This window comes from Almyronema sp., from assembly GCF_052168255.1.
Lineage (GTDB): Bacteria > Cyanobacteriota > Cyanobacteriia > Phormidesmidales > Phormidesmidaceae > Sphaerothrix > Sphaerothrix epifaneia.
Map to the genome: position 1 here is coordinate 20,677 of NZ_JBQLZL010000004.1, position 23,108 is coordinate 43,784.

General features: G+C 52.2%; 20 protein-coding genes. 10 read left to right on the forward strand and 10 right to left on the reverse strand.

Going from position 1 to position 23,108, the window contains the following annotated elements; genetic code table 11:
* Window positions 1–36 precede the first annotated feature (36 nt).
* Window positions 37–1,728 (reverse strand): sodium:solute symporter family protein, encoded by a 1,692-nt coding sequence (locus tag ACTS3T_RS00615; RefSeq protein ID WP_462934592.1) that lies wholly within the window; start codon window positions 1,726–1,728, stop codon window positions 37–39.
* A gap of 130 nt (window positions 1,729–1,858) precedes the next feature.
* Window positions 1,859–2,125 carry a DUF4212 domain-containing protein gene (locus ACTS3T_RS00620; RefSeq protein ID WP_462934593.1) on the reverse strand — a complete coding sequence of 89 codons (267 nt, stop codon included), beginning with the start codon at window positions 2,123–2,125 and terminating at the stop codon, window positions 1,859–1,861.
* A 462-nt stretch (window positions 2,126–2,587) separates the two neighbouring features.
* Here ACTS3T_RS00620 and ACTS3T_RS00625 point away from each other — a divergent pair, with 462 nt between their 5' ends.
* Complete coding sequence (locus ACTS3T_RS00625; protein WP_462934594.1) at window positions 2,588–4,393, forward strand: ABC transporter ATP-binding protein; 1,806 nt, start codon at window positions 2,588–2,590, stop codon at window positions 4,391–4,393.
* Window positions 4,394–4,406: 13 nt separating this feature from the next.
* On the opposite strand, the gene ACTS3T_RS00630 is transcribed toward ACTS3T_RS00625, so the two are convergent.
* The 4 genes from ACTS3T_RS00630 to ACTS3T_RS00645 form a co-directional block, all read right to left on the reverse strand.
* Window positions 4,407–5,288 (reverse strand): ABC transporter permease, encoded by an 882-nt coding sequence (locus tag ACTS3T_RS00630; RefSeq protein ID WP_462934595.1) that lies wholly within the window; start codon window positions 5,286–5,288, stop codon window positions 4,407–4,409.
* Window positions 5,289–5,340: 52 nt separating this feature from the next.
* Window positions 5,341–6,351 (reverse strand): ABC transporter permease, encoded by a 1,011-nt coding sequence (locus ACTS3T_RS00635; RefSeq protein ID WP_462934596.1) that lies wholly within the window; start codon window positions 6,349–6,351, stop codon window positions 5,341–5,343.
* A 3-nt stretch (window positions 6,352–6,354) separates the two neighbouring features.
* Window positions 6,355–8,013 (reverse strand): ABC transporter substrate-binding protein, encoded by a 1,659-nt coding sequence (locus tag ACTS3T_RS00640; protein ID WP_462934597.1) that lies wholly within the window; start codon window positions 8,011–8,013, stop codon window positions 6,355–6,357.
* A 158-nt stretch (window positions 8,014–8,171) separates the two neighbouring features.
* Entirely contained in the window at window positions 8,172–8,372 is a 201-nt protein-coding gene (locus ACTS3T_RS00645) for a hypothetical protein (RefSeq protein ID WP_462934598.1), read from the reverse strand.
* A 163-nt stretch (window positions 8,373–8,535) separates the two neighbouring features.
* On the opposite strand from ACTS3T_RS00645, the gene ACTS3T_RS00650 reads away from it, so the two are divergent.
* Window positions 8,536–9,456 (forward strand): LysR family transcriptional regulator, encoded by a 921-nt coding sequence (locus ACTS3T_RS00650; protein ID WP_462934599.1) that lies wholly within the window; start codon window positions 8,536–8,538, stop codon window positions 9,454–9,456.
* A gap of 104 nt (window positions 9,457–9,560) precedes the next feature.
* Here the strand turns inward: ACTS3T_RS00650 and ACTS3T_RS00655 are convergent, their stop codons facing one another.
* The 3 genes from ACTS3T_RS00655 to ACTS3T_RS00665 form a co-directional block, all read right to left on the reverse strand.
* The gene (locus ACTS3T_RS00655) at window positions 9,561–10,166 is read right to left on the reverse strand and encodes a DJ-1/PfpI family protein (RefSeq protein WP_462934600.1); all 606 of its coding nucleotides are present in this window, start codon (window positions 10,164–10,166) and stop codon (window positions 9,561–9,563) included.
* 141 nt (window positions 10,167–10,307) lie between these two features.
* Window positions 10,308–12,245, reverse strand: a complete 1,938-nt coding sequence (locus ACTS3T_RS00660) for an ABC-F family ATP-binding cassette domain-containing protein (RefSeq protein ID WP_462934601.1) — start codon at window positions 12,243–12,245, stop codon at window positions 10,308–10,310.
* A 125-nt stretch (window positions 12,246–12,370) separates the two neighbouring features.
* Window positions 12,371–12,682, reverse strand: a complete 312-nt coding sequence (locus ACTS3T_RS00665; RefSeq protein WP_462934602.1) for an RNA recognition motif domain-containing protein — start codon at window positions 12,680–12,682, stop codon at window positions 12,371–12,373.
* A gap of 547 nt (window positions 12,683–13,229) precedes the next feature.
* Between ACTS3T_RS00665 and ACTS3T_RS00670 the strand changes: the two genes are divergently transcribed.
* Window positions 13,230–13,766, forward strand: coding sequence for a hypothetical protein (locus ACTS3T_RS00670; protein WP_462934603.1), 537 nt, complete (start codon window positions 13,230–13,232; stop codon window positions 13,764–13,766).
* A 164-nt stretch (window positions 13,767–13,930) separates the two neighbouring features.
* Here the strand turns inward: ACTS3T_RS00670 and ACTS3T_RS00675 are convergent, their stop codons facing one another.
* On the reverse strand, window positions 13,931–14,806 hold the full coding sequence (locus ACTS3T_RS00675) for a PRC-barrel domain-containing protein (protein WP_462934604.1): 876 nt from the start codon (window positions 14,804–14,806) through the stop codon (window positions 13,931–13,933).
* 318 nt (window positions 14,807–15,124) lie between these two features.
* Between ACTS3T_RS00675 and ACTS3T_RS00680 the strand changes: the two genes are divergently transcribed.
* The 7 genes from ACTS3T_RS00680 (at window position 15,125) to ACTS3T_RS00710 (ending at window position 22,951) form a co-directional block, all read left to right on the forward strand.
* The gene (locus tag ACTS3T_RS00680) at window positions 15,125–16,936 is read left to right on the forward strand and encodes an aspartate kinase (protein ID WP_462934605.1); all 1,812 of its coding nucleotides are present in this window, start codon (window positions 15,125–15,127) and stop codon (window positions 16,934–16,936) included.
* 159 nt (window positions 16,937–17,095) lie between these two features.
* Entirely contained in the window at window positions 17,096–17,656 is a 561-nt protein-coding gene (locus tag ACTS3T_RS00685; protein ID WP_462934606.1) for an Hsp20/alpha crystallin family protein, read from the forward strand.
* A 299-nt stretch (window positions 17,657–17,955) separates the two neighbouring features.
* Window positions 17,956–18,306, forward strand: a complete 351-nt coding sequence (locus ACTS3T_RS00690; RefSeq protein WP_462934607.1) for an antibiotic biosynthesis monooxygenase — start codon at window positions 17,956–17,958, stop codon at window positions 18,304–18,306.
* A 136-nt stretch (window positions 18,307–18,442) separates the two neighbouring features.
* Window positions 18,443–18,682, forward strand: a complete 240-nt coding sequence (locus ACTS3T_RS00695; RefSeq protein WP_462934608.1) for a hypothetical protein — start codon at window positions 18,443–18,445, stop codon at window positions 18,680–18,682.
* Window positions 18,683–18,691: 9 nt separating this feature from the next.
* On the forward strand, window positions 18,692–20,149 hold the full coding sequence (dacB, locus tag ACTS3T_RS00700; protein ID WP_462934609.1) for a D-alanyl-D-alanine carboxypeptidase/D-alanyl-D-alanine endopeptidase: 1,458 nt from the start codon (window positions 18,692–18,694) through the stop codon (window positions 20,147–20,149).
* Window positions 20,150–20,212: 63 nt separating this feature from the next.
* Window positions 20,213–21,310, forward strand: a complete 1,098-nt coding sequence (locus ACTS3T_RS00705; protein WP_462934610.1) for a DUF389 domain-containing protein — start codon at window positions 20,213–20,215, stop codon at window positions 21,308–21,310.
* 324 nt (window positions 21,311–21,634) lie between these two features.
* The gene (locus tag ACTS3T_RS00710; RefSeq protein WP_462934611.1) at window positions 21,635–22,951 is read left to right on the forward strand and encodes a glutamate-5-semialdehyde dehydrogenase; all 1,317 of its coding nucleotides are present in this window, start codon (window positions 21,635–21,637) and stop codon (window positions 22,949–22,951) included.
* Window positions 22,952–23,108 lie beyond the last annotated feature (157 nt).

Sequence of the window (23,108 nt, forward strand, 5' to 3'; positions counted from 1 at the left end):
CGACTCTCAGGCAGCTACGCCAAGTTGGCGTTGAAGCTAGTCGAGTTCTTCTTCACCTAGGTCGGCTAAAGCTAGAGGAACATGGGTTGGATCGCGCAGATCTTCTACCAAAGCCTGAATTTCAGCCGGGGGCGGGGGCGTTAACCGCGACACCACTAAGGTAACGATGAGGTTAATCACCATGCCGACGGTGCCAATTCCTTCGCCGGAAACGCCGAAAAACCAGGTCGGCATGCCATAGAATTTCACCCCAGCAATGTAGAAAGTGGTGAAGACCAAACCGCTGATCATGCCTGCGATCGCCCCTTCTTTGTTGGTGCGACTATCAAAGATGCCCAAGATAATCACCGGGAAAAAGCTAGCCGCCGCCAGCCCGAAGGCAAAAGCCACCACTTGCGCCACAAAACCGGGTGGATTGATGCCGAAATAGCCTGCGATGGCGATGGCAAAGCCCACCATGACCCGGCCTACCATCAGCCGCTGCGCTTCAGACGCCGCCGGATTGATAATGCGGTAGTAGAGGTCATGAGCCACAGAACTGGAAATAACCAGAAGTAATCCCGATGCGGTCGAGAGAGCCGCTGCTAGCCCTCCGGCTGCTACCAGGGCAACTACAAACGGTGATAAGCTGGCGACTTCTGGGGTAGACAGCACAATAATGTCGCGGTCTACCGTAATTTCATTGGCTGCGGTGTCGGGGGCAAACTGAAACTGACCATCGCCATTTTTGTCTTCAAACGCCAGTAGACCCGTGTTTTCCCATTTGGTTGCCCAATCGAGCTGCTCCACCTGTTCAGGGGTTTTGTTGTGCAGCGATTCGACGAGGTTGTAGCGGGCAAATCCGGCGATCGCTGGCGCAGTGGTGTACAGAATAGCAATAAACAGCAATGCCCACCCCGCCGAATAACGAGCCGCCCGGACGCTAGGCACTGTGTAAAACCGCACAATTACGTGGGGGAGTCCGGCTGTGCCTACCATCAGCGCAATTGTAGTGAACAGCACGTCCAGCATTGATTTGTTGGCAAAAGGCTGAGTGTATTCAGCAAAGCCCAAATCTGTTTGCAACGTGTTTAATCGTTCCACAATGTCGCTAAAGGTAAAGCCCCATTGGGGCAAAAAAGTATCGGTCAAAATCATCGATAGGGCAAAGGCCGGAATCAGGTAAGCCACAATCAGCACACAATACTGAGCTACCTGAGTCCAGGTAATGCCTTTCATGCCGCCCAGGATGGCGAAAAAGGCCACAATCACCATGCCGATGATGACGCCTGTGTTAATGTCAACCTGCAAGAAGCGACTAAAGACAATGCCCACCCCGCGCATTTGACCCGCAACATAAGTCATCGACACAAAGATGGCGGCAATCACAGCCACGATTCGGGCGACGTTGGAGTAGTAGCGATCGCCGACAAAATCAGGCACCGTATACTTACCAAATTTGCGCAGATAAGGGGCTAGCAACAGAGCCAGCAGCACGTAGCCGCCTGTCCAGCCCATCAGGTAAATAGAACCGTCGTAGCCTAAAAACGAAATTAACCCGGCCATCGAAATAAACGAAGCCGCAGACATCCAATCGGCAGCGGTAGCAGCTCCGTTAGCAATGGCGGGCACCCCCTGTCCGGCGACAAAAAAGCCTTTGGTATCTTGCACACGGGAATGCCAACCAATGTAGATGTAGACAATAAAAGAAATAATGACGAGAACAGTCGTCCAAACTTCAACAGACATCTTTCGAGCTTTTTTTCTAATGGATAAAAACAAAAATTTAGACAGTCAATCCTTAAAATTGAAACTGCCTCAAACCCCAATAGCGATCGCTTAGTCAGGTGGCAAAAGCCAGGTTTAGAAATGAGCTTTGCTAGCGATCGCCGTTTTTACGGTTGTACTTGCGCTCTAGCTTATCCATCTGAACGGCGTAAACAAAAATCAAGATCACAAACGTATAAATTGAACCTTGCTGCGCCATCCAAAAGCCAAAGGGAACACTGCCCAATTGAATATTGTTGAGCGGTACCACAAACAAAATACTCATGCCCAAAGAGACAACCGCCCAAATAATTAATAGGTTACGAATTAAAGCTGTATTGGCTTTCCAATAAGCTTTTTGCCAATTATTGTTGCTCATTTGCTCAGCCTATTTTGAAACAAAAGTTAAACGAAATTAGCTGGCATTGACTGAAACATTGCCAGACCTAAAAGCTATGTTGCACCCATAGGTGCATTGAGAAAACTCGCTGAATCAGCAAGTTGAATTGATTTTTAATAGGGGCAATTTTACCCCGCAATTGCCCCCCAAAAGGATAGAGAAATGTAAAGACAAGGGCTGATCTCAGGATTGGGCTAGCAGCCAAAAACAAAGAATAAAGCTATCCTGAAAATTATCTTTCTGTTGCCGTTATCGGGCGGGTGGCTAAAGCCGCTGTTAGCAAAAATGGCTTGAATCCGGTTGCCTGATCGCTATCCCAAATGTGAATTATAGGGATGGCAACCCGTTTGTCTGGATTTAATCAGTTTCGTAATTGTCAGATGGATACGGTTTGAGAATTGAATTTGATGCAGGATTGATCAGTAAAACAGCGTCACCTCTATGAAACCTCTGCTGGATGTTCGCAATTTGTGTGTCACGTTTCCGACCAAGGAAGGGTCGGTGCAGGCGGTCAAAAACGTGTCTTTGCAGCTAAAGCCGGGGGAAACCCTGGGGATTGTTGGCGAGTCGGGTTCAGGCAAATCGGTGACTTCTTTGGCCATTATTGGGCTATTGCCCCCCAGCACCCAGCTCTCAGGAGAAATTTTATTTAACGATCCGCGTCACCCAGAGGCTGCCCCGGTCGATTTGCTCAAGCTCTCTGCCGAAAAACGACGCAAGTATCGCGGCCAGCAAATCTCGATGATTTTTCAAGAGCCGCTAACCTCGCTCAACCCGGTTTATACCTGTGGCAATCAGCTTATAGAAGCGCTGATGCTGCACCAAAATGTAGATGCAAAGTCTGCCAAAGCCAGAGCGATTGAGCTGTTTGACGAAGTTAAGCTCCCCAATCCAGACAGTATTCTGGGGCGCTATCCGCATCAGCTTTCAGGTGGGCAGCAACAGCGGGTAATGATTGCGATCGCCTTAGCGGGTGATCCCACTATCTTGATTGCCGATGAGCCAACTACAGCGCTAGATGTGACGATTCAGGCTACGATTCTAGACTTGCTGCGCGACTTGCAAACTTCGCGGGGCACTTCGGTTGTTTTTATTACCCATGACATGGGAGTGGTTTCAGAAATTGCTGACACAGTAGCGGTCATGTATCAGGGCAACTTGGTTGAAACGGCTCCGGTTTATGACCTGTTTGCCCAGCCGCAACACCCCTACACGCAAGGGCTGCTGAACTGTCGTCCTCGGCCTCATCGGCAACTCAAACGGTTGCCGACGGTTTCAGACTTTATGGAGGTGCGACCCAACGAACAAGGCGAGCTAACGGTATTTGCCACGGTGCGGACGCCTGAAGAAAAGGCAGCGCTGCTATCAGAGGTCAATGCCCAAGCGATCGCGGCTCATCGACAAGATTTGTTTCGGCGATCGCCGCTGTTAAGGGTGCAGAATTTGGTGAAGGCGTTTCCGGTGCGACGAGGGTTCTTTGCCCGTAAAACTGAGCTACGAGCAGTAGATGAGGTCAGTTTTGAAGTGTTTCCGGGCGAGACGCTGGGGCTAGTGGGGGAGTCGGGCTGTGGCAAGTCAACCCTGAGTCGCTGTCTGCTGCGGCTGATTGAACCCACTTTGGGACAGATTGTTTTTGATGGCCAGTCAGTTTTAGAACTGTCGGCGGCTGAAATGCGACAACTGCGACGATCGATGCAGATTGTTTTTCAAAATCCCTACGGTTCGCTAGATGGTCGGCAAACTATTGGTTCCGCGTTGCTAGAGCCGATGCAGATTCATGGATTGGGCGGTTCAGCAACGGCAAGACGCGATCGCGCGGTGAATCTGCTAGAGCGCGTCGGCTTAGACGCTAGCGCCCTGCGCCGGATGCCCCATGAGTTTTCTGGTGGACAGCGGCAACGGATCTGTATTGCCCGGACGCTGGCTTGCGAACCCCGATTTATTATTTGTGATGAGTCGGTGTCGGCGCTAGATGTATCGGTGCAGGCGCAGGTGCTCAACTTGCTCAAAGATTTACAGCAGGAGTTTGGCCTCACCTATATTTTTATTTCGCACGATCTCAGCGTGGTTAAATTTGTCAGCGATCGCATTATGGTCATGAACCAGGGTCGGATTGAAGAAATTGGCCTGGCTGAAGACATTTACCATTCCCCCCAGCAACCCTACACGCGCCAGCTAATTGCTGCCATTCCCGATGCAGATTTAGAAGACATTCGGCAGCGGCAGTTGGCAGCAGACAAGGTTTAGGGCTTTAAGCCTTTTAGCGGCTACCTTTGGGGTCTAGCGCATCGCGCAAGCCGTCTCCTAGCAGGTTAAATGCCAGTACCGTCAGCGTAATAAACAACCCCGGAAACACAATCGTCCAGGGAGCCGAGAGCGAATAGCCTCCCTTAAAGGCATCTGATAGCATGGTGCCGAGTTCTGGAGTAGGGGGCTGGGCACCCAACCCCAAAAAGCCCAGCCCTGCTGCCTCCAGCGTTGCCGTGCCAATCGCCAAGGTTGCCTGCACCACCAGCGGTGCGAGACTGGCTGGCAAAATGTGCAAAAAGACAATTCGCGGGGGCTTAGCGCCAAAAGCCCGCACCGTCTGAACAAATTCTTGTTCGCGCAGTGACAGCACCATACTGCGCGTCAGCCGAATAAACTTAGGAATTTGCACAATCCCCACCGCAAACATAACGCTGACCACGCTAGGGCCAGTAACCGTTACCACGGCGATCGCCAACAAAATTGACGGAAACGCCAGCATCACATCCGTCAGCCAGCCAATGACCCGCTCAATCCAACCGCGAAAGTAGCCAGCCGCCAGCCCCAGTGCCACCCCAATCACTAACCCAATTAGCACTGAAACTAAGCCAATCACCAGAGAGGTGCGCAAACCGTACCACACCTGAGTTAAGATATCGCGCCCCAGCCCATCTGCGCCAAACCAGTGTTCCAAACTTGGCCTTTGCAGACGGGCGGCATAATCGCGATCGGTGGCGGGGTTATAAGGATTGAGAAGAGGCGCTAGCAGCGCAGCCAAAACAATCAACACCGTCAGCCCCAGCCCAATTAACCCTGAGGTAGATTCTAAAAACCGCTGGACAGCACGATTTTTGAGCAGGCGATGGAGCGGCTGGGGGGGAGAAGTAACAGTCATGCCAGGTATGCCAAAATTATCGGGTTAATCACAGATCGGCGAGACCCAGTCGCTACTTGTACTGAATCCGAGGGTCGAGAAAGGCGTAAGAAATATCCACCAGCAAATTCACTAGCACAAAGACAAAGGCGACAAAAATAACGCCCCCCTGCACCACCGGGTAGTCGCGCAGCAAAATGCCTTCGTAAATCCACTTGCCAATTCCCGGCCAGGAAAAAATCGTTTCGGTGAGAATGGCACCCCCCAGCAGGGTGCCAAATTCTAGGCCAATAATCGTCACCACAGGCAGCATGGCGTTTTTGAGCGCATGTTTGGCAATCACCCAAAACTCCAGAACGCCTTTGGCTCGTGCTGTTCGAATGTAGTCTTGCGACAGCACTTCAAGCATGGCACTGCGGGTAATCCGCGCCAGAATCGCCAGCGGAATGGTACTCAAGGTTAGGGCGGGCAAAATCAGGTGAGAGAGAACGTTCCCCAGGGCTTGAAAGTTGCCTTGAATCAGAGCGTCGAAGATGAAAAAGCCCGTAATGGGTTGAAAGCGATAGCCGACATCGACGCCAATTCGTCCGCTAGGGGGCAACCACTGCAAATTGACGGCAAACAGATAAATCAGCAGCAACCCTAGCCAGTAGACAGGCATCGAAACACCCAACAGCGAACCACTCATGGTGAGGTTGTCGATGGCGCTGTTTTTGCGTACTGCAGCAATGACGCCTGCCGGAATGCCCAAAACTAAAGCAATCAGCATGGCAACGACCGAAAGCTCAAAGGTGGCAGGCCAGCGCAGGCGGATTTCTGCCACAATTGGCACTCCGGTAAAGATGCTGGTTCCCAGGTCAAAGCGCAACAAGTTGCCGAGAAAAGTCAGGTATTGTAGCGGCAGTGGCTCGTTTAGCCCCATGCGCTCTCGTAGCACCTCAACTTGATCAGGGGTAGCGCGATCGCCTAGCATGGTCACCGCCGGATCGCCCGGAATCAGGTGCAAAAAGGCGAATACCAGCAGGGAGATTCCGAGCAAGACGGGTATCAGTTGGAGCAAGCGCCCCAGGATATATCGCCCCATGATCTAAGACTTCTCCACGGTGGTAAAAGGCTCAGATCCTAAAGGACTCGGTTCCCAACCCGTGACGCTGGTGCGCTTTGCCAGTAAAGGTTGGGAGTGAACGATGGGAATTCGTAGCGCTTTTTCAAACAGCATCTGATCGACCTGCTTGTAGAGGGTTTCTCGTTCGCCCGATTCGCTGGCTACACGGGCTTTGTTGAGCAAGTCGAACATTTCTGGATCTTCATAGTTGCCGAGATCTTGAGTGGCACCGGGGCCAAAGTGAGCATAGAGGAAGTTATCAGGGTCGCCGTAGTCGCCTGTCCAGCCCAGCATAAAAGCTTGGAAACCAGGAGCGGTGTTACGGTCTTCTAAATACGCGCCCCAGTCTTTGGTTTGCAGGTTGACCCGAATCCCAATTTGGCTTAGCTCGGCGGCAAAGGCTTCAGCAATGGGTTTGGGGTTGGGGAAGTAAGGACGGCTGACAGGCATGTACCAGAGATCTAAGTCAAAGCCATCGGGATAGCCCGCTTCGGCTAAAACCTGGCGGGCGGCTTCCGGATCGTAGGCGTAGTCTTCGACGGCTTCGTCTTGGTACTCCTGCAAAGAAGGCGGCGTAAAGTGACCGTCGGTTTCGCCTAAGTCGCCCCAAAAGGCATCGACGATGGCGGGTTTGTTGATAGCCTGGGCGATCGCCTGCCGCACTTCTGGAGTAGACAGCGGTTCGTAGGAGGGGTTGAGTGCCAGGTAGCCAACGTTGAACGAGGGGCGATAGAGGGCTTCTAAATTGGGGTCACTTTCAATTTCAGGTAGCTGGTCAGGGGTGAGGTCAACGGTGAAGTCTAGCGTTCCGGCGCGTAGCTGGGCTAGGCGGGCGGCTGGATCTTCGACAAAGCTGATGACTAGCTGTTCGACTTTGGGTAAGCCCTCATCCCAGTAGTCAGCAAACTTGGTGTAGGTAATGCGATCGCCCGATCGCCATTCTTCAAACACAAACGGCCCAGTCCCCACAGCGGCTCCTGAAGGGGTGCCGTAGCTAGGCCCCGACGCTTGAATGGCGGTGGGGCTGGCAATGCCAAAATAACCTGAAGCGATCGCGGCGGGAAAAGCGGCAAACGGCTCGGCCAGCTGAAACTCGACGGTATCGTCATCTACAGCGCGAACATCCGTCAGGGTTGATGCTTCATCTCCTTTGAAGCCACCAAACAGGTCAGTCCAAATTTCGTAGAGATTGCCCTCGGCTCGATAGCCATATTCAAAGTCTGGATCCCACCAGCGGTTGACGTTAAAGACGACCGCTTCGGCGTTAAAGTCGCTGCCGTCGTGAAACTTCACCCCTTGACGGAGATTAAACGTCCAGGTGAGGCCATCGTCAGACGCATTCCAGTCGGTGGCTAAGCTAGGGGCGAGTTCGGTGGTGCCGGGTTGAGTCCCTACCAGGCGATCGTAAATTTGGTATTGAGCAATGATGGAATTGCCGTCGGTAATGTTGCCAGGGTTGAGGTTGACGGGTTGTCCCCCTGCGCCGTAAACTAAGGCTCCTGTAGCGGCTGGAGCGGCGGCTTCTTCGGCGGAAGGGGCACTGGTGGTCTCCGGAGCCCCCCCACAATTTGCCAGCATCACTGCGATCGCAAAGGTGAGAAGGGCGAGAATTGCTAATCGAAAATGCCTGATTATGCGCATTGCTGTAGTCCTTCAAGCAATGAGTAAGCAATAAGCGTTTGCGCTTCGCTTGGGTTAGCATCAGCTTATATGAGTCATTGTCGCTTGAATGAGTCGTCTGTTACACAGTGTTTCTAGACTGTAAAGTAACTACACTCGCAGTCAGGGCAGCGGCCAACTCAGGCAGATGGCGGCGGCGATGTGTCGGCGTCTGCCTCCACCACAGTGAGGTAAGACTGGGGTAGGCGCTGATATTCGCTGACCTCTGTTCGCCAGTTGACCTGAACCCGTAGCGTTTTGCCACTAGCAGGGGCTGTAGCGGTAGCCAATTGGGCTAGCCACTGACGCAGATGCCAGCGGCTCAGGGGAGAAAGTGCCATAAGAGATTGAGAGATTTGGCAGAGTTTTATGCCCTAAAGCTAGCGATCGCCAGTTGGTAGAACCAGCGATCGCATAAATTTCATCTATCGACGGCATCTATCTGTCAGAGCGGCCATTTTGCCAAAGCTCAGGCATAATCAGGGCAAGCGCTCTGGAGTAGCCATGAGCAAAGCACATCATTCTGGATTGAAGCTGTCACAATTGCGGGCACTGGTAGCAGTGGCAGACTGTGGCAATTTTGGCGAAGCAGCCTGGCAGCTAGGGTTAACCCAGCCGACCATTAGCCATGCGATCGCCAGTTTAGAAGAAGAACTGGGGGTGATTTTGCTGTCACGGGGTCGCTATGGGGCGCAACTCACCCCGGCTGGTACCGCCATCACGCAGCAGGCGCAGGAAATTTTGCGGCTGCTAGAAGGCATGCAGCAAACAGCCAACCTCCACAAAGGGCTGCAAGGCGGTCAGGTTCGAATCGCCACTTTTCGCAGTGCGGCTGCCAATTTGCTGCCGCAAGTAGTGGCGCAGTTTCAGGTAGAGTATCCCGCCATTGATATCACGATGACGGAATTTTACGACTACGGAGCAGTTGAACAACAGGTGCGCGACGGCAAAGCAGATATCGGCATTACTTTCTTACCAACCAGCGCCGAGTTTGAAGCCTGGGAGATGATGCGCGATCCTTACTGGGTGCTGCTGCCCCCCACCACAGCGGTATCCGAAACGCGCTTGAGCTGGCAACAACTGCTGGCATTGCCGCTGATTGTTTACCCCAATGACAATAGCTGTTATGTCGATGTGCAGCGCTACTTCCAGCAAGCGGGGCATCTGCTAGAGCCACGCTATCAGTTTCGGGAGACGCATACCATTTTGAACATGGTGGCTCAGGGGTTAGGCGCGGCGATTGTGCCGTCGCTATCGGCTAAGCCCATCCCGGCAGGGGTAAAGGCGGTGCAGTTGCCCTCGGCTTTGGAACGAACAGTTGGGGCAGTGCTTTTAGCAGATGCCTTACAAACACCTGGGGTGTTTGCCTTTATGCAAATAATAAAGCAGCAAAGGTTTTCGGCTGAAGTCTCGCTGATGGCTTAGGGAATTTGATAGCGATCGCGCTAGCCACCCGGTTGCAGCCCTCAAATGGCTAAAAGCCAATGACAAAAAGCTTTCCTTCTGCCTTTTGCCCTTTGCCTTTAAGCTTATGATCGCCAAACGGTACCGCGACGTTCATACTCTAGCTCTTGCTCAACGGCGTGGGCTAGCTGAGAACCAAAGTAGCGATCTATCAGCCACAAGGCCAGGTCTAAACCAGAGGTAACCCCGCCTGCGGTTAAAATATCGCCATCATCAACCACCCGTGCTTTGATCAGCTTGGCTCCGGCTGCTTGCAAATCGTCTATCGCTACTCGATGGCTAATGGCTGGTCGGTTTTTGAGTAGCCCTGCTGCTGCTACGAGCATTGCTCCCGTACAGACCGAGGCAATGACAGTGCCCTTTTGGTGTAGTTGGGCTAAAGCTGCCGGAATATCGCCTCGTTGGGCTTCGGCCCAAGCGCCTTGCTCAGCGCGATCGCCCCAACCTCCACCCGGCACCAGTAAGATATCTACTTTTTGATCTAGCCTGAGTTGGCGCTGGGGTTGAATTTGAGTGCCATGAGCCGCTACCACCGTTGCCGAGCCGTCTAACGTAACCAGTTCCACTTGCAGGTCAGCCCCCATTGCCATCGCTGTCTGCAAAACTTCAAACGGAGCGATCGCATCTAGCTCATCAAAGCCGTTGAAGAGAATAATTTGTGCTTTTACCATAGCTGTCATTGTCAAACTAACGCCTTATTCTATAGCTGCCGCCGCCAGGGTGAGACAGGCAAACTGCTGACAGTTTTCTCCAGAAAGCTTTTTGGCCTGCCTTCTGGATTTAGCTATAAAAGGCGATCGCCCGTGGCTCTATCACGATGACTCGATCTCGGCTAATTCTAACCAGCGTTCAGTTGAGCGATCGATTTCGGCATTAATGTCAGCGAGGCGTTCGGTCATGGCTTGAAGCTGGCTATAGCCGCCAGGGGGATTTTGATAAAGCGTTTTTTCTAACTCAGCTTTTTCGGCTTCAAGGGCAGGAATTTGGGTTTCGAGCTGTTCTAGTTCTCGCTTTTCTTTGTAAGAAAGCTTGCGCGGACGGTTGGGAGCGGCAGAAGGGGGGGCTGTTGAAGCCGACGGCACAGAGTTTTGGGTTTTAGCAGTAGTTTCTGGAGGGGCGATCGCGGTTTCGGCTTCGCGCTTTTTGAAGTCTAGATAGAGCGAGTAGTTGCCGGGATACTGACGAATGACGCCATCGCCTTCAAAGGCAAACAGCCTGTTGACAGTGCGGTCTAAAAAGTAGCGATCGTGAGAAACGGTAATGACGCAGCCGTTAAAATTTTCCAGGTAGTCTTCCAAAATAGACAGCGTTTGCACGTCAAGATCGTTGGTAGGCTCGTCTAAAATCAACACATTGGGCGCAGCCATCAATACCTGTAGTAAAAACAAACGGCGTTTTTCGCCGCCAGAGAGCTTGTGAATCGGCGCGTATTGCTGATTAGACGTAAACAAAAAGCGCTCTAGCATTTGGGAAGCGCTAATCAAATCACCGTCTGCCGTGGTGACATAAGCCGCAATATCTTTGATGTATTCAATCACCCGCTGCTCTTGGTTGATCGCCCCCAGCAGGTGTTCAGAATGTTGATCAAAATAGCCGATGTGGATAGTGCTGCCAATTTCGACGCGTCCCGCATCTGGTGCGGTGCGCCCGGTGATGATGTTGAGCAGCGTTGATTTACCGGAACCATTGCCGCCAATGATGCCAACGCGATCGCTGGGAGAAAACTCATAGGTAAAGTCAGAAATCAAAAGGCGATCGCCGTAAGCTTTAGAAATCCCTTCTAGCTCAATTACTTTTTTGCCAATTCGGCGGCCTGCGGTGGCAATATCAACCTGGCCCTGTACCTGCTTAAACTCAGTCTCCTGCATATCTTGAATGCGATCGATCCGCGCTTTTTGCTTGGTGCTGCGGGCTTTGGGGCCTCGCTTGAGCCATTCCAACTCCCGTCGCAAAACGCCCGCGTGTTTACGCTGACGGCTTACTTCGGTCGCTTCTGCGTCTGCCTTTTTTTCCAGGTAATAGGCGTAGTTGCCATCGTAAGCAAACAGATCACCGCGATCGATTTCGAGAATTCGGTTGGTGACCTGGTCTAAAAAGTAGCGATCGTGAGTTACCAGCAAAATAGAGCCTAAATGCCCTTGCAAATAGGTTTGCAGCCACTCAACTGACTCAGCATCTAAATGGTTGGTAGGCTCATCCATCAGCAGCAGGTCTGGATGGGAGAGCAACGCTGTCGCTAAAGCAATGCGTTTGCGATAGCCTCCCGAAAGCGTCCCCACCTTGGCTTCAAAGTCTTCGATCCCCAATTTGCTCAAAATGATTTTGGCATTGGTTTCAAGATCCCAAGCGTTGGCAGTTTCCATGGCCTCGTTGAGCCGAGCCATCTGGTTCATCAAGCGATCGAGTTCGTCGCCTTGAGCTTGCGCCAGACGATGCGACAGATCCTCATAGGCTCGCACCAGCGACATTTGCTCGGTGCTGTCGGCAAAAACCTGCTCTAAAACGGTTTTGTCGTCATCTAAGTCGGGTTGCTGCGGCAGGTACATTACCTTAGAACCGGGATTGACCCAGCGATCGCCGCTGTCAATTGGCTCAACTCCCGCAATCATTTTGAGCAGCGTTGACTTGCCAGAGCCGTTTGTGCCGATAAGACCTACTTTCTCGCGATCGCCAATGCTAAAGCTGGCATCCGTCAAAATTTCTTTGATACCAAAATCTTTGTGAACCGATTGAAATGTCAGGATACTCATTTGCGATTGCGTTGAAACAGCAAGAGTCGGCGATCGCGCTTAAATCAATAGCCAACTAAAAAAGGGCAGACGAGACGTCTACCCCAAAACCACAAGCTGTAGCTGTAAAAGATAGCCTCAGACGTTTAATAGCGCCTAGATCCGCCACCTCTATTACCGCCCCAGCCGCCACCGCCGCCAGAGGAACCTCTTGGCTCACGCGGCTTGGCTTTATTAACCTTTAGGTCGCGACCCATCCATTCTGCCCCGTCTAGGGCATCAATGGCTGCAGCTTCTTCTTCATCGCTGCTCATTTCGACGAAGGCAAAGCCACGGACTCGACCCGTTTCTCGGTCAGTCGGAATTTGCACTCGCTTAACGGTGCCGTACTCGGAAAAAACCTCAGAAAGATCTTCCTGAGTGGCGTCGTACGACAGGTTACCTATGTAAATTGACACTGATTATCTCCAGAACCAAAAGGGTGCAGAGACTTAGATTCGGAGAAACGTTCGAAAAACTCGAAAAACGTAATATAAACCGAAAATAGTTCCCAACGTTAAGTTAACACGAACCTTAGAGGTAAGCGCAACTCTATCTTTAAACTTGTTTGCAATGTTAGCTTTAGGTTAAAAACGCCTGCTAGAAGGTCTGAAATCAAGCTTTTGCAGCGGCAGCGCTACTTTTCAACTCACCAGCCTGAATCAATTTGACTCGATGTGTCATATCATACGCCGATTGCTAACCCTGCTGCTCGACAACGGCAATACAGCAGCAAAATCTACGGGGTTTCACGCAATTAACCGGGATCGCTCGATGCAAATAGACCGTTAGACCGATGATCAGATTATCCAAGCGATAGAGGTGAGTCTAAATAGGGGCGCTTACTATTGAGTCAAGCTAATTAACCAAGCAAATTTCTTAAGTTCAATTTATACCAGCAAGTTAACAGTCAAGAAGTTTGCTTTGCGAGTTGGTTGCCTACTTTGATTAGATCTTTTAGAAACCATGAAATCCTATTCTTCTGACCCAACGCCTCATGATCCGGTCGATAGCTCAAACCGACTCACACCAGAACAAGAGCAACTGCAATACGAGCGAGCAAGAAGCGAGCAGCTAGCTCGAGAGAACCAAAATCTTCGCCTTGACAGAAGTGCTCAAATTGCTCAACACAATGTGGCTGTTCGCCGAGACGAAAACCGTCGCCTTGCTCAGCAGCGAGCCAATGAAACAACCGGATTTTTCTGGGCCATTATCGTTGCTATCTTGGCTGTTCTAGGATTTGGTACGTTTTACTTTTTTGGCCGCACTGAAACCGATACGGTTAACCCAGCACCTCAGCAGCAAGAACTCCCCGATATTAATGTAGAAGCGCCAGACGTTGAAATTCCGGATGTTAACGTTCCTAATCCACCCGCTGTAGAAGCACCAGACGTCAATATTGAAGTGCCTAACCCGGTTCAGGGAACGGCTGAGCCAGCTCCTGCACCTGCTAGCCCCGATGGAGCAACAACTTCTGAGCCTGCGGAAGGTACAGCTCAATAAACTAGCTTAAAAAACTAGCTCGTAATCTAGCTCAAAGCTCAAAAGGCCAGCCGCGATCGCGGCTGGCCTTTTAATAATTTTTGTAGCGTCTGCAAGGTTGCCCAACTAAACCTGCTGGCTCCAAATGGCAAACTCAGCGATCGCCTTTGCAAAAGAAGAGTGGGCTATTGCAGCGGTTCTGTCCGGTCTTCATCTTCTGATTCTTCTGTCCAGCTTTCTAGCGGGGTAATGTCAATTGTTTGGTCAGCATTAGAGGTTTGCCAAGGGCGATCGCTTGACTCGCCAATTTGCTGAAAGCGCCCCTTAACTTGCGAAAAAGTTTGGCGAAAGCGACCCTTGAGGGCTTGCCTTTTCTCTTGCAACTGGCTTTGAGTGCCGCTGAACTGCGCTTTAGCTTTTTCGGCCAATTTTTGAGTTTGGTTTTGCAACTGCTCAGCGATTGCTTGGGTGCTGTCTACGGCTGATTGCCAATCTTGCTGCGTTTGAGCATAGTCTTGCTTCAAAAACTCAGCTGCATCGCCTGCTTGCTGCTCTAACCCATCAATAACGCGATCGGCTACGACCACGGCTTGGTCAGCAACCATAACCCGTTTGCGTCCAGCGCTGATAATGCTGCTGGGGCTGAGGCTATAGACCCCTTCCGTAATACTTTGCAGCCCTTCTTTTGAAAACCAATACGCGGTGATCGCTCCTGACTCACGGTTGATGCAATAGTCTACAAGATAGCCAACGCGATCGCCAGCGTCGCTCCAGACCTCCAGACCTACCATAGATTGGGCTTCTGCTAAATGCTCCGTACCAGCACTGCCCTGCAACCGCACCAAAATGCTGTCTTTCCCAATGGTCTGCATCTGTACCCAGGCAATGGGCCGCTTGTTTCGCCCTAAAAAACCCGACTTACACACCAATCCCTCCACCTGATGCGACTTAGGATCGACCAGCAGGCGATCGACATGGCCGACGGCTTCAGTCGTATCGTAGTCAATCACTAAGCGACCTAAGAGTTGAGTCTGTCGTAGAGGTTCAGCAGTCTCAGTCATGGCTTATCTCCAGGCTTCTTTGGGTTTATTTCTATGGTACTGTCCGCCTTCGGGGAAAGGGAGTGTTGCGGTTAAAGGGGGCACTGTCGGTTGAGCTATAGCGGTTGCTCAGCCGCCTAAATACCCATGCTGGGGCTAGCAGGTGGCCGTATTCGCAGCCTTTGGCGGCGATGTCAGTGTGGCGGAATTTTGAGCAGTTGACCACTGGCTCCTAACCTCTGCTAAGTTGATTAATCTAGGCTGAATGATCTGGACGCTGAGCTGCAAAAAGCGTCTAAACTTCAGGTTTAATCCGGTTCATAAGGTTGGGAAAGAGGGATGGCGTTAATCGTCCAGAAATACGGAGGGACTTCAGTAGGCACCGTTGAGCGCATTCAAGCGGTGGCCCAACGAGTCAGTCAGACTGCTCAGGCAGGTAATACGGTGGTGGTGGTCGTCTCTGCGATGGGCAAAACCACTGATGGTTTGGTCAAGCTGGCCAATGAGCTAACGTCACGACCCAGCCGTCGGGAAATGGATATGCTGCTGTCTACCGGGGAACAGGTGTCGATCGCGCTGCTGAGTATGGCGCTGCACGAACAGGGTCAGCCGGCTACCTCTCTTACCGGGGCACAGGTGGGTATCGTCACCGAAGCCGAACATACCCGCGCCCGCATTCTTAATATTAAAACTGAGCGCATCAAGCGCCACCTGGCTGAGCGAGAAGTGGTGGTGGTAGCTGGTTTTCAGGGAATTAGCGACACGCCTGATCTAGAAATTACCACCTTGGGACGCGGTGGCTCAGATACTTCAGCGGTAGCTTTGGCGGCAGCGCTCAAAGCCGATTGCTGTGAGATCTATACAGATGTCCCTGGAATCTTGACCACCGATCCGCGACTGGTGCCGGAAGCCCAGCTCATGACGGAGATCACCTGTGATGAAATGCTAGAACTGGCCAGCTTAGGGGCTAAGGTGCTGCATCCGCGAGCGGTGGAGATCGCCCGCAACTATGGTGTGCTGATGGTGGTGCGCTCTAGCTGGAGCAACGAACCGGGAACCGCCGTGCAATCGCCGCTGTTACCGGGGCGATCGCTACAAGGGCTAGAACTGGCGCACCCAGTCGATGCCATTGAGTTTGACACCGATCAGGCTAAAGTTGCGCTTTTGCGGGTGCCGGACTGTCCGGGGATCGCGGCTCGGCTGTTTGGTGAACTGGGTTTGCAGGCGCTCAACATCGATCTGATTATTCAGTCAATTCACGATGGCAATACTAACGACATTGCCTTTACCGTGACCCACGCCAACTTGAACCGGGCTGAAGCGGTGGCGGCGGCGATCGCCCCGGCTTTGCGCAGCCATCCAGCCGCTGGAGATGAGGCTGAAGTCATTGTCGATCGGCAAATGGCTAAGGTCAGCATTGTGGGCGCAGGTATGATTGGTCGCCCTGGGGTGGCGGCTCGGATGTTTTCTACCCTGGCCGCCGCTGGCGTCAATATTCAAATGATTTCTACCTCGGAGGTCAAAGTAAGCTGTACGATTGCTAGCGAAGACTGCGACCGGGCGATCGCGGCGCTTTGCCAAAATTTTGGCCTCAATTGTTCACCAGCGCGTTTAGAGTCTCCTTGGCAGACGTCTCCCCCCCCGCCTGCCGTTCGGGGAGCGGCTCTAGATCAGTACCAAGCTCGATTGGCTATTCGTCAGGTACCTGATCGTCCCGGCATGGCGGCTCAAATCTTTCAGGCTTTAGCCGACAAGGGTATCAGCGTCGATATGATTATTCAGTCGCAGCGCTGCCGCCCAATCAACGGGCAAACTACCCGCGATATTGCCTTTACCGTTAGCCAAGCCGATGCTGAAACAGCCAAAGCTTTACTTGAAGACACGTTGCGATCGCTAGCGTGTGGTGAAATAGCCCTCGATACAGCGATCGCCAAAGTCAGTATTGTGGGCGCGGGTATGGTTGATCAGCCGGGGGTAGCGGCTAAAATGTTTCGCGCCTTGGCCGATGAAGGCATTAACATTCAAATGATTGCCACTTCAGAAATCAAAATTAGCTGTGTGGTCACTCAGGCCGAGGGCACCAAAGCGCTACAAGCTATCCACAGCGCTTTTGGTCTCGCAGGAACGCAGCAGGTTGTGGTTCCTGCCTGAGCAATCTAGCCGCCAGCCATTGCCGCATCGCCTATCTGAGAGGAGATCTCCCCATAAAGGGGAGGACATCCCGACTGATTATTTGGCGCTGTAGCGCCATGATCAAAGTAGATCACTTCAGATTAGTCTCGCTAAGGTTGGAGGTCAGGATCGATGCGAATGACGCCTTGGCAAACCGCGTGGGCCATTGATGTTTGGCAGCGGCAAATTGAAGATTTGTTTACCAGTAGTTCGCTATTTGATCGAGAACTGGGTTCGCTGCCCCAGTGGCAGATCGAACTAACAGATACCGATTCGGCTCTGGTTTTAACCGTTGAGCTGCCAGGTATAAGCGCCCACGATATTGGGGTTCAAGTTGATTCAAACCGGGTTGTTCTGTCGGCTTACCAGCGGCAGGCTCAAATTAATCGCTATGGTCAAATTTTAGGCTACGGCCAGTTGCAGCAAGCGATCGCGCTCCCCTGCTCAATTGTTCGCGATCGGGTTCGCAGTGTGATTCGTGGCAATCAACTGATTTTGTCGTTACCTAAAGCCACGGCTATCTTTCAAGCTGAATCGCCTAAGCGGATACAGCCGATTCAGCAAGAGCCAGTTTTACCGACGTGGGTAGATACACAAGCCAACAAACTGGATACGACCTGGCAACAAGCCAAACGCTGGCTCGGTCAAAAACTACAGCACTTGGGCGATCGCTTGCTGAAATCGTCTAACCAGCATTGAGCGATTGAGCAATTTTAATTAATCGCTACGTTGAGCCAAGCGGATGTAATGCCTAAAAGTAGGCGGCTCTATGAAAGCCACTGACAGGGAAAGTTTTCCTTTTGCTTTTTGCCCTTAGCCTTTTGCCGTTAGCGATCAATGCGGCCATAAAAGCGGGTGGGCAAAAAGTTTTCTCGCAACGTCTCTCAATAATTTTGCCTCAATATTTTTCGGTATCTTAAGACACGCTTGGGGATCGCCACAAGATCCACTTCCTACGCGAGACTAGTAACCTTAGTGGGTTAAAAGAGTGATTAACTATGTCAGAATTTTCAGATTTCCTCAAGCACAAGCACGCTTACGTGGCGATCGGTGAATTCAAGCCGGGTACGTTTTCTGAAGCGCGACAGCTCTATGAAAAAGCTGTCTCAACCTATCAACAAGGCTTTAAGGGGGCTTATTTGCTGCAAGAACCCGGTAGCGATCGCGGCATTGCCATCATTTTGTGGGAAAACGTTGGCGATATGGATTCTCACCAAAGCGCCGCTTACAAAGAGGCTTTGAACCGAATTGCCCACTTGTTTGAGCAACCGCCAGTCACCAATTTCTATGAAGTTTGTAGCGAAATTGGCTTGCCGGATAGTCAGCTAGCAGAGAAAACGCCCGTCTAGCGCCGCGGCGTTGGCGTTGGCTAACTTTTCTGCGGGCGAGGGTAGCCTCGCCCAGCTAAGGCTTAAAGATGGTTGAAGTGCCTTGTTTTGCGCACTTTCAATCTTTTATGCTGAAAACATTTAAGCCTGAACGGTTATGGCAAAGCACACACAAGCGCACATGTCGCGCAGTATTCCGAAAGCGCAGTCTGAGTTTCTCCGGCAGCGAACGCTCAAGCAAATGGAATATTACATGGGAGCTAAGCTGATTGAAGTGGGGGTAGATCCCAAATCGGCTATTTACCGCTGGTCGTCTAAAGACAAAGGCAGCAATGAAGAATGGACTTACAGCGCCTACTGGGGAGCTTCTAGAGCCGAAATAGAGCAAGCGGAATAGGCTTTTGCCATGTCAGCTTTAAATGTATCGTTCGCCTTGGCTCAGCGGTGGGCTATGCCGCTGCTGCTACTGGTTGCAGGTTTTCGCGGATTGCCAGCGATCGCGGCAGTTTGTCCAGCCGATTTAGCCGGACAGATTGAGGCGATCGCCAGTCAGCCAGCCTTACAACCTGGCCGCTTGGGGGTGCGGGTAGAAACGCAAACAGGCCAACTGGTCTATGAGCGTGACAGCGATCGCTATTTTGTGCCCGCTTCTAACGTCAAGCTGTTCACCACTGCCGCCGCTTTACAGGCGCTAGGGTCAGATTTTCGCATTCGTACCTCGGTCTATGGTTCAACCAACGACTTAGGGCTAACTACGCTGCGCCTGGTAGGCCGAGGCGATCCTAGCCTCAGCGAGGCTGAACTGGCTGAACTAGCGCGGCAGCTACGGCAGCAAGGGGTGCGCCAGGTTGCTAGCTTGGTGGTAGACGATAGCTATTTTCCTGGGCGCACCGTCAACCCCAATTGGGAATGGGAAGATGTGCAGGCGGGCTACGGTGCCCCGGTTAATAGCCTGATTGTCAATCGCAACGCCTTAGGTCTGAGCCTAATACCACAGGCGGTAGGCGAACCTTTACAGGTGGTTTGGGATGATCCAGCGATCGCTAGCCAATGGCAAATTGAAAACAACTCGCTCACGGTTGCTGCCGACCAGCCAGAGTATATCGAGGTTGGGCGTGACTTAGATCAGCCCATTTTGCAAGTCCGCGGTCAGCTCAGAGTGGGAGCCAGTGCCGATACAGCGGCGATCGCTGTGGCTAACCCCAGTCAATATTTTCTGGCTCGTTTTCAGGCGGCATTGGCGGCTGAGCAAATCAGCGTAGGGCGAACCGCGATCGCGACTGTACCAACACCCCATTCCCTCCCAGAACTGGCCGCTGTCGTTTCTGCACCTTTGCCAGAACTGCTGATCCCCACCAACCGCAACAGCAATAACCTCTATGCTGAAGCCCTGCTCAAAACCTTGGGGGTGCAGGGGGCGATCGCAGCGGGCGAGGCAACAGAGCTAGGGATTAGAGCCGTTCAGTCTACGCTAGCGCCGCTAGGGGTTGAAACGGCTGGCTATGTTTTGGTGGATGGTTCTGGCTTATCCCGACACAACCTGGCAACGCCGACGGCTTTCGTGCAGGTGTTACAGGCGATGAATCGTAGCTCCCTGCGTTCGCTTTATCGGCAGTCTTTAGCCACCGCTGGCGTCAACGGCACCCTGCGCAATCGTTTACAAGGAACCCTTGCCGCAGGGCGATTGCAGGGTAAGACGGGTTCTATTAGCCGCAATGCTGCCCTTTCAGGCTATTTAGATCCCCCTGGCTACGATCCCCTGGTTTTGAGCATTTTGTTAAACCATGTCGATCAGCCTGGGTCAGTGTTGCGCCAAGCCATTGACGATATTGTGCGGTTGCTGGCTGAGTTACAGTCCTGTTGAATATTGGGCATTTGTCTGGGCTTGCGAGTAAACTGCCTGTCATAGGCGCTTGTTAGCACAGTTATGACATCTCCCAAAAAGGGGCCAAACCAACGAGCCGAAGCTCTCAAAGAGGGACTACAAGGCATCAGCCGCAAATACTTGGGGATTGGCAGGCGAGTCACTCCACAAGGGTTAAAGCATTTGCGCGATAGCTTAAAGGATGACGCCGAGCTAACCCTTAACTATGTGGTGCTGATTATTGGCTCTTGCTTGATTGCAACGCTGGGGTTGCTCTCTAACAGTGCGGCGGTGATTATTGGAGCAATGCTGATCGCGCCGCTGATGCAGCCGATTCGAGCCTTTGCCTTTGGTATTTTAGAAGGCGATGTCGATTTGATTAAAGCAGCCTTCAACTCGCTGCTGCTGGGTACGGCGATCGCCATTGGGTTGTCTTGGCTATTGGGGCTGTCTTCGGGGTTGGCTGAATTTGGCTCAGAAGTGCTGGGGCGATCGCGTCCTACTATTTTTGATATGGGCATTGCGATCGCGGCGGGGGGCATTAGCGGCTATGCCAAAGTGGAACCCAAGCTATCCAGTACGCTCGCCGGAACTGCGATCGCTGTGGCTTTGATGCCGCCAGTCTGTGTTGTGGGTATTGGCCTATCGCAAGGCATCGCCTTGGGTAACTGGTCTTTGAGCCAGGGCGCTAGCTTACTCTATGTCACCAACTTGATCGGCATTACCCTGGCCTGTACGCTAACTTTTTTGCTAACGGGCTATGCTTCAGTGCATCGGGCGAGTAAACCGCTTAGCGTGACGCTGGCGCTAACAGGCGTGTTGCTGCTGCCGTTGGGGTTTAGCCTGTTTGATTTAGTCCGCCAAAACCAACTCGAAGCGGGCGTTAAGCAAGTGCTGCTGCAAGAAACCGAAACCTTTAAAGGGTTACGTCTGGCCGGAACCCGCACCAACTGGTTGGTGAACCCACCAGAAGTCCGACTTTCTGTCTACGCGGCTCAGCCAGTTTCGCCTAAGCAGGTACGGCTACTAGAAGAATTTTTGACCCAGCGACTGGGGCGACGTTTTAGCCTGGTTTTTGAAGTCAGCGCTGTGCAAGAGGTCACGCGCGAAGGCATTGTCATCAATACCCAAGAAGCGTTAGGCGATTGGCAAGACCCCTAAATACGCCAAAAGAAAGAACCCCAACCAAAGGCTGGGGTTGTGGAATCAGGGTGCATCTACCATTCACTTATTCTTAGAGACGCCTCTGTTTCCGGAAAAGTTGCCCTTAACTCTAAAAAAGCCTGGATGCCTGGATGATAGTGAGCCGTTGTATAGCTGTCGCCACCAGCGTTGAGCCTCTTCCATGACTGAAATTTCTAAAAGCCGACCTCAAACCTTTGCTTTTACCCTCACCTTTTGCCGCTAGCTATATCGAGGTTGTCGATAAAAGCGCCGAGTCTTTTTTGTTAAACTTGCATTCTATCGGTTCCTCAAGTTTTGATTATGACGGCGTCTCAAATTCTGGCTAGTAATGCGGCTGATCTCACCGCGATCGCCCAAAAAACGCGTCAAGCGGCGCAACAGCTTGCGGGTTTATCGACAGCAGACAAAAATCGCGCCATCGAAGCGATCGCCCAGGCTTTGGAAACAGCCGCCCCTGACATTGTGGCTGCTAACCAAGCAGATTGCGCTGCTGCCCTAGCCGACAACCTGGCTAATGCGCTCTACGGACGCCTGAAGCTAGACGCCGTCAAACTCAATAGCGCCATTGCTGGCGTGCGCAGCGTTGCCCAACTGCCCGATCCGGTCGGCCACATTCAAATTCACCGCGAACTTGACGCTGGGTTAGTCCTAAAGCGCATCACCTGCCCTCTTGGCGTTTTGGGAGTTATTTTTGAGTCGCGTCCCGATGCGGTGATGCAGATTTCTGCCTTGGCGGTGAAATCGGGTAATGGCGTCATTCTCAAAGGGGGGCGCGAAGCGGTGCAGTCTTGTCAAGCCCTGGTTACTGCTATTCGCCAGGGGTTAGCCAATGCGGGTGCGAATCCTGATGCCGTACAGCTTTTGACCACACGGGCAGAAACCCAAGCGCTACTAGCGTTGGATGACTATGTAGATTTGATCATCCCCCGTGGCTCTAACTCCTTTGTGCGCTACGTGCAAGAAAATACCCGCATTCCTGTGTTAGGCCATGCGGATGGTCTTTGTCATCTCTATGTCGATCAAGCCGCCGATCTAGAAAAAGCGATCAAACTGGCGATTGATTCCAAAACAGACTACCCATCGGCTTGCAACGCTATCGAAACCTTGCTGGTACACCGGGCGATCGCGCCGCAGTTTTTACCCGTTGCGGCTCAAGCTTTAGAAAGCGTTCAGGTTGAGCTACGGGGTGATGCGGCTACGCGCCAATGGCTGCCTCAGATTAAAGCCGCTACCGAAGCTGACTGGTCAACCGAGTATAGCGATTTAATCTTAGCCATCAAAGTTGTAGATTCTCTTGCCGCCGCGATCGATCACATTAACACCTATGGCTCTCGCCATACCGAGGCTATTGTCACAGCCGATGCGGTTGCGGCAGCGCAGTTTATGGCTCAAGTTGATGCTGCGGGTGTTTATCACAACTGCTCGACCCGCTTTGCAGACGGTTTTCGCTATGGCTTTGGGGCAGAGGTTGGCATTAGCACCCAGCAGCTACCGCCACGAGGCCCCGTTGGTCTAGAAGGTTTGGTTACCTACAAATATCAGCTTGTTGGCGATGGTCATATTGCCGCGACCTATTCGGGCGAACAAGCCAAAGCTTTTACCCACCGGGATCTTTAGCGCCTGAGCCGTGGCTTTGGGTTGCTACCTAAGCGGGTGTTTGAACGGACAATAATAGGACACACTCATGGCGAATGGTTGCGCTCTCTGGTGCGATCGCGGGTCGGTTGCCGCTAAAGGCAGAAGCCTAAGAACAGAAGGAAAGCTTTTCTGCCAG

Excerpts from the sequence above, each read along its gene's own strand:
- ACTS3T_RS00615 (WP_462934592.1), bottom strand. The coding sequence starts at position 1,728 with ATGTCTGTTGAAGTTTGGACGACTGTTCTCGTCATTATTTCTTTTATT.
- ACTS3T_RS00620 (WP_462934593.1), bottom strand. The coding sequence starts at position 2,125 with ATGAGCAACAATAATTGGCAAAAAGCTTATTGGAAAGCCAATACAGCT.
- ACTS3T_RS00625 (WP_462934594.1), top strand. The coding sequence starts at position 2,588 with ATGAAACCTCTGCTGGATGTTCGCAATTTGTGTGTCACGTTTCCGACC.
- ACTS3T_RS00630 (WP_462934595.1), bottom strand. The coding sequence starts at position 5,288 with ATGACTGTTACTTCTCCCCCCCAGCCGCTCCATCGCCTGCTCAAAAAT.
- ACTS3T_RS00635 (WP_462934596.1), bottom strand. The coding sequence starts at position 6,351 with ATGGGGCGATATATCCTGGGGCGCTTGCTCCAACTGATACCCGTCTTG.
- ACTS3T_RS00640 (WP_462934597.1), bottom strand. The coding sequence starts at position 8,013 with ATGCGCATAATCAGGCATTTTCGATTAGCAATTCTCGCCCTTCTCACC.
- ACTS3T_RS00645 (WP_462934598.1), bottom strand. The coding sequence starts at position 8,372 with ATGGCACTTTCTCCCCTGAGCCGCTGGCATCTGCGTCAGTGGCTAGCC.
- ACTS3T_RS00650 (WP_462934599.1), top strand. The coding sequence starts at position 8,536 with ATGAGCAAAGCACATCATTCTGGATTGAAGCTGTCACAATTGCGGGCA.
- ACTS3T_RS00655 (WP_462934600.1), bottom strand. The coding sequence starts at position 10,166 with ATGGTAAAAGCACAAATTATTCTCTTCAACGGCTTTGATGAGCTAGAT.
- ACTS3T_RS00660 (WP_462934601.1), bottom strand. The coding sequence starts at position 12,245 with ATGAGTATCCTGACATTTCAATCGGTTCACAAAGATTTTGGTATCAAA.
- ACTS3T_RS00670 (WP_462934603.1), top strand. The coding sequence starts at position 13,230 with ATGAAATCCTATTCTTCTGACCCAACGCCTCATGATCCGGTCGATAGC.
- ACTS3T_RS00675 (WP_462934604.1), bottom strand. The coding sequence starts at position 14,806 with ATGACTGAGACTGCTGAACCTCTACGACAGACTCAACTCTTAGGTCGC.
- ACTS3T_RS00680 (WP_462934605.1), top strand. The coding sequence starts at position 15,125 with ATGGCGTTAATCGTCCAGAAATACGGAGGGACTTCAGTAGGCACCGTT.
- ACTS3T_RS00685 (WP_462934606.1), top strand. The coding sequence starts at position 17,096 with ATGACGCCTTGGCAAACCGCGTGGGCCATTGATGTTTGGCAGCGGCAA.
- ACTS3T_RS00690 (WP_462934607.1), top strand. The coding sequence starts at position 17,956 with ATGTCAGAATTTTCAGATTTCCTCAAGCACAAGCACGCTTACGTGGCG.
- ACTS3T_RS00695 (WP_462934608.1), top strand. The coding sequence starts at position 18,443 with ATGGCAAAGCACACACAAGCGCACATGTCGCGCAGTATTCCGAAAGCG.
- dacB (WP_462934609.1), top strand. The coding sequence starts at position 18,692 with ATGTCAGCTTTAAATGTATCGTTCGCCTTGGCTCAGCGGTGGGCTATG.
- ACTS3T_RS00705 (WP_462934610.1), top strand. The coding sequence starts at position 20,213 with ATGACATCTCCCAAAAAGGGGCCAAACCAACGAGCCGAAGCTCTCAAA.
- ACTS3T_RS00710 (WP_462934611.1), top strand. The coding sequence starts at position 21,635 with ATGACGGCGTCTCAAATTCTGGCTAGTAATGCGGCTGATCTCACCGCG.